This is a genomic window from Kitasatospora sp. NPDC033851, assembly GCF_055576085.1.
In genome coordinates, this window is sequence record NZ_JBVIRL010000079.1 from 1 (window position 1) to 5,336 (window position 5,336).

The following is a 5,336-nucleotide window of genomic DNA, read 5'->3' on the forward strand; positions in this document are numbered from 1 at the left end:
ATGACGGCTTCGGTGCGCAGGGGGTTGATCTCGGAGACGGCGCCGACGAGCGTGGTCTTGCCGACACCGAAGCCGCCCGCGACGACGATCTTCGCGGAGGTGGTGGCGCGGGTGGGGGCGGCCGCGTTAGAGCTTGCGAAGTCCACTGAGGACCCTTTCGAGCAGCGTGACGTCGGGCTGGTTTCCGGATTCGCCGCCGGAAGCGGGCTGGTGGATGGCGACCAGGCCGGCCTCGGCCAGGTCGGCCACGAGGATGCGGGCCACTCCCAGGGGAAGGGAGAGCAGCGCCGACACCTCAGCGACGGATTTGACCTCGGTGCACAGCGTGCAGATCCGCTGGTGCTCGGGGAGCAGGGTGGCCAGGCGCTGCGGATCGACGTCGGCGGAGACCAGGGCCTCCAGCGCGAGTTCGTAGCGGGGCCGGGTACGGCCGCCGGTCATAGCGAACGGACGGATCAGCGGGCCGGAGTCGGGCTCGTCCTCGAACTCCTCGGTGTACCCAGGGTCCTGGGCCGGCCGGAAACCGGGCGTCGGCTCGGGCGCCGGTGCCGGAGTCGGGTAGCCGGGCGCCGGGGCGCCGTAGGAGGGCTGCTGCTGGGCGTACTGGTCGTACTGCTCGTACTGGCCGTACTGCTCCTCGGGCCTGGCATACGGGTGCTGGGGCTGCCCGTACTGGTGCCGGCCGTACTGCTGACCGTGGCCGACGCCGGGTGCTCCGAAAGCGTCATGGCCTGTGCCAGGGTACGGAAGACCGTATTGGCCGCTGCGGTCGTCGGGCGGTGTCACGGTTCCTCTCCTCACAAGGTGCGGCGGTGCGGTTCAGCTTCGGCGCGGGTCCGGAGCCGGTGGTGCGAAGGCCGTACAACGTCCGAACCCGAGCCCGCCGAAGCGGGCCCGGGAAGGACGCGGAGGTACTTCGAATACCTGGACGGTATCCGACGAACCGTCAGTGCAGGAGACTGCCCTGGAGTTCCGCGCGAAGTGCGGGGGTGAGGACGGCGCCGGCGCGGTCGACGAGCAGGGCCATCTCGTAGCCGACGAGGCCGATGTCGGAGTCGGGGGCGGCGAGGACGGCGAGGGCGGAGCCGTCGCTGACGGCCATGAGGAACAGGAAGCCCCGTTCCATCTCGACCACGGTCTGGTTGACCTCGCCGCCCTCGAAGATCCGGCTGGCGCCGGAGGTGAGGGAGGTGAGGCCGGAGGCGACGGCGGCGAGCTGGTCGGCGCGGTCGCGCGGGAAGCCCTCGGACATGCACAGGAGGAGGCCGTCCGCGGAGACCACCACGGTGTGGGACACCCCGGGGGTGTTGTCCACGAAATTGGTGATCAGCCAGTTCAGGTTCTGTGCGGCCTGGCTCATCTGAGTCAACTCAACGCTCCTGGTGGTTCGAGCCGCCGAAGAGATCGGTGCTGCGGTTCTGTCCGTTGCCGGACTGGTCTACCTGATCGGGGTCGATCCGGAAGCTTCCGGTGTTGCCGGCGCTGCGGCCCTGCTCCACACCGCGGCGCAGGTTGGTGAGGCGGCCACGGACCTCCTCGGGGCTGCGGGAGACCTGCGGCCCGTCCTGCGGGGTGGGCTTGGCGTTGCCGGGCACCAGGTTCTGCTTGGGCACGCGCCGCGGCAGACCGGACTGGGTGGTCCCGGCGGAGGAGGGCTCGCGCAGCTGCTCGGCCCGCTGCCAGTCGCCGTCGTTCGGCGACTGCCAGGCGGCGGTCGGGCCGGTCGGGCCGTAACCGCCGAGCGAGGACACGTCGTGGCCGCGCGACTCGAGGGGCATCGAGGTGTCCTTGGCGCCCGCGAACCAGTTCGGGCTGTCGCCCGACGGGACGGCGCCGGCCGGCGCGCTGCCGGGGCCACCGCCCGCCAACTGCTCGCCGGGGCGGCGCTGCGGCAGCCCGGACGCCAGGGTGGTGGGCGCCTGGTCGGCGGCGGGCAGCGCGGGCGGCTCCGGGGCGTACGGGTGACCGGCCGGGGCCTCCTGGGCCTGGCGGCCGTACTGGTCGGCGTAGCCGCCCTGGTCGTAGCCGTACTGCTCGTCGGCGTACTGGTCCTCGGCGTAGCCCTGCTGGTCGTAGCCCTGCTGCGGGTACTGGTCGTAGCCGTCCTGGGCGTACCCGTCCTGCTGGTAGCCCTGCTGCTCGTAGCCGTACTGGTCGTCGGCGTAGGCGCCGCCCTGCTGGTAACCCTGCGGGGCGTACTGGTCGTAGCCCTGCTGGTAGTCCTCCTCGACCTCGGCGTCCAGCACCGGGCCGTCCGGGGCGCCGCCCTCCAGGGCCGCGCGGCGGACCTGGTCGAGGCGCTGCGAGCGCTGGACGGCCTCCAGGGCCGGGCTGAACCCGCTGGAGCCGGCGTTGCCGACACCGGTGAGGTGGTCGTCGAAGCCGAGCTCGGCGGCGCTGCGGGCGCGGGCGTCGGGCGCCCACTGGTCGGTCGGCTCCTGGTCGGCGAAGATCCGGGAGACGGTGAACTGCTCCTCGGGCTCCGGCGCGGCACCGCCCTGGGTGACGAACGGCGGGAGCATGACCAGCGAGGTCGTGCCGGCCGACTCGCCGGACGGGCGGAGCTGGACGCGGATGTCGTGCCGCTGGGAGAGCCGGCCGACCACGAAGAGGCCCATGCGGCGGGAGATGGTGGCGTCGACCGTGGGCGGCTCGGCCAGCTTCTCGTTGATCTCGGCGAAGTCCTCGGCGGTGAGGCCGATGCCCTTGTCGTGGATCTCGACCAGCACGCGGCCGTCCGGCAGGCGGGTCGCGTTGACCAGCACCCGGGTCTGCGGGCTGGAGAACGAGGTGGCGTTCTCCAGCAGCTCGGCGAGCAGGTGGACGAGGTCGGTCACGGCGGCGCCGACGACCTCGACCTCCGGGATGCCGGAGAGCTCGACGCGCTCGTACTGCTCCACCTCGGACGCGGCGGCGCGGAGCACGTCGACCAGCGGGACCGGGGTGTTCCAGCGGCGGCCGGCCTCCTCGCCCGCGAGGACGAGCAGGTTCTCACCGTTGCGGCGCATACGGGTCGCGAGGTGGTCCAGCTTGAAGAGGTTCTCCAGCTGGTCCGGGTCGGCCTCGTTGTTCTCCAGGTCGGTGATCAGCGCCAGCTGGCGCTGGATGAGGCCCTGGCTGCGGCGCGACAGGTTGGTGAAGATCGCGTTGACGTTCCCTCGCAGCAGGGCCTGCTCGGCGGCGAGCGCCACGGCCTGCTGGTGGACCTGGTCGAACGCCCGGGCGACTTCGCCGATCTCGTCCTTGCCGTGCAGCGGGATCGGGGTCACCGAGGTGTCGACCCGGTCGGGGTCGGTCTTGGAGAGCTTCTCGACCAGGTCGGGCAGACGGTGGTCGGCGATCTCCAGGGCGGCGCTGCGCAGGGTGCGCATGCCGAGGATCATCGAGCGGGCGACGTAACCGGTGAGCAGGCCGGCCAGGATCAGCGAGGCGACGACGATGACCGTGTTGAGGATGGCGTCGTAGAGCGCGTTGTCCTTCAGGTTGCGGGACTCGGTGAGGACGTCGTCCAGCAGCACGACTTCGGTGTTCCGCAGGGCCTGGATGTGGGTGTTGGCGGCCTGGTTCCAGTTGTCCGGGGTCAGGCCGGAGGCCTTCGCCTCGGCGAACGCGGCGTCGGCGGTGGCCTTGCCCTTCAGCTGGCCCTCGGCGGCGGCCTGGCTGTACGCGGCGGCCAGGGCCAGCAGGCCCTGCATGGTGGGCGCGTGGCCGTTCGGCATCTTGTACGCCGAGCGGTCCTGGGCGGTGGCCAGGGCGACCTGCGCGTCCGAGTACTTCTTGGCGTCCTCGGGGGCGCTACCGGTGTTGAACTCGTTGAGGGAGACCTGCTCCAGCTTCTCCGCGACCACGATCTGCTGGGTCGCGTCGGCGTTCTCGTACCGGGTGGTGCCGTTCTGCGCGATGCCGACCAGCAGGCTCAGCATCAGCGAGCGCTGGGTCGAGGCGGAGGCCTTGGCCAGGGACATCGCGTAGATCGCGCGGCCCTTGCTGGTGGCGTTGGAGGAGCCCATGCCGACCGAGTTGTCGTAGGCCAGCAGCGGGGCGAACATCACCGAGTAGGCGCTCGCGGTCGCGCTGAGGAACAGCTCGGGGCTGTACGCGTTGGCCCGCAGGTGCGGCAGGTCGATGATCAGCGACTGGAAGGCCTCGTGGCGGCGCGGCAGCTCACCGGACTTGTCGGTGGCCTCGTACGCGGCGTTGTAGGCCTTCAGCGCGGCGTCGGTGTCGGCGCGGCGCTTGGTGACCTCGTTGTTCGGGTCCTGCTTGGTGAGCAGGGGTATGAGCGTCTTGTCGCGCTCGTTCTCCAGCGCTTCGGCGAGCTCGGTCGCGGCCTTGGCCAGCTCGGCGGTCTTCTCGGCGCGGGAGGCCTTGATGTAGCCGTCGACCGAGGTGTTCACTCGCAGACCACCGAAGACGAGACTGATGATCACGGGGATCAGCAGGATCGCGATCAGACGGGTCGGCACACGCCAGTTCCGCGGGCGGAGGAACTCGTACCGGCCCGTGCCGCCTTCGCCGCCCTGCGCGCCGCCGCTGCGGGGCGCCGAGGCGAGGCTCGGGGGCGTCGAAGCCGGTGCGGCCGGGGGGCGTTCCTCGGTGGGAGTGAACGCGGAGAATCCGGCCGGGCTCCCGGGGGTACCGTTCGGCTCGCTCTGGCGGGGCTCGGAGCGCCGCTGCGGGGCGGGTTGCTGCTTACGCCTCACTCGACAACTACCTCTCGGCCGACAGTCGGCCATGGATCAATCCAGCGCTACCCCCGGGCCCTGACCCGTCGCCGGACGGGCCGACACGAAAGAATCAGGGGTAGCTGGAATTTCAGCACGTGCAGGGATGGGGGACAAACAGCCGCCGTCCGGCACCCGCGTCGGCGCAATCCGGACATTCACCGACATGACGGAGCAAAACCGTGGTCATCTGGCGCTGAGTGACGCTGAATCGCCACGCTGCGTCATTGTTGATCACAAAATGCCTACCGAACTGTTATCGGCTGCTTATACACGGGTCTTGCGCGGGGCCCCGGAAGGACACCGGCCCGTAAGCGGCGCGGCCCCGTCGGCCCGTTGCAACGACGGGCCGACGGGGCTGACTGGTTCCGGTTGCCCGCGCGCTCGCCGCCGGGCCGTCCGGGTCCGGTGCGCGGCGCGTCCCGCTCAGCGGAGGCGGGCGAGCAGGGCGTGTTCGACGAGGGTGATGAGGGCACTCTTGGCGCTGTCGCGGCGGCGGGCGTCGAGCGTGACCACAGGGGTGTCGGGGCCCAGCTGGAGGGCTTCGCGGACCTCGTCGGCGGTGTGGGGCTGGTGTCCGTCGAAGCCGTTGAGGGCGACGACGAACGGCAG

General features: G+C 71.1%; 3 protein-coding genes and 2 pseudogenes. All 5 read right to left on the reverse strand.

What is annotated here, in order from left to right:
- Positions 1-146 (reverse strand): annotated as a pseudogene (locus tag ACZ51D_RS43360) (ATP-binding protein); the annotation flags it as partial.
- On the reverse strand, positions 127-786 hold the full coding sequence (locus tag ACZ51D_RS43365; RefSeq protein WP_360498804.1) for a DUF742 domain-containing protein: 660 nt from the start codon (positions 784-786) through the stop codon (positions 127-129). The gene ACZ51D_RS43365 and the pseudogene ACZ51D_RS43360, both read right to left, overlap by 20 nt.
- Positions 787-946: 160 nt before the next feature.
- Positions 947-1,360 (reverse strand): roadblock/LC7 domain-containing protein, encoded by a 414-nt coding sequence (locus ACZ51D_RS43370; protein ID WP_030248297.1) that lies wholly within the window; start codon positions 1,358-1,360, stop codon positions 947-949.
- Between the two features lie 10 nt (positions 1,361-1,370).
- Positions 1,371-4,466 (reverse strand): nitrate- and nitrite sensing domain-containing protein, encoded by a 3,096-nt coding sequence (locus ACZ51D_RS43375; RefSeq protein WP_465626808.1) that lies wholly within the window; start codon positions 4,464-4,466, stop codon positions 1,371-1,373.
- A 684-nt stretch (positions 4,467-5,150) separates the two neighbouring features.
- Positions 5,151-5,336 (reverse strand): annotated as a pseudogene (locus ACZ51D_RS43380) (ATP-binding protein); the annotation flags it as partial.

Bases quoted from the DNA above. Each gene is read 5' to 3' on its own strand.
- ACZ51D_RS43370 (WP_030248297.1), bottom strand. From the start codon at position 1,360: ATGAGCCAGGCCGCACAGAACCTGAACTGGCTGATCACCAATTTCGTG.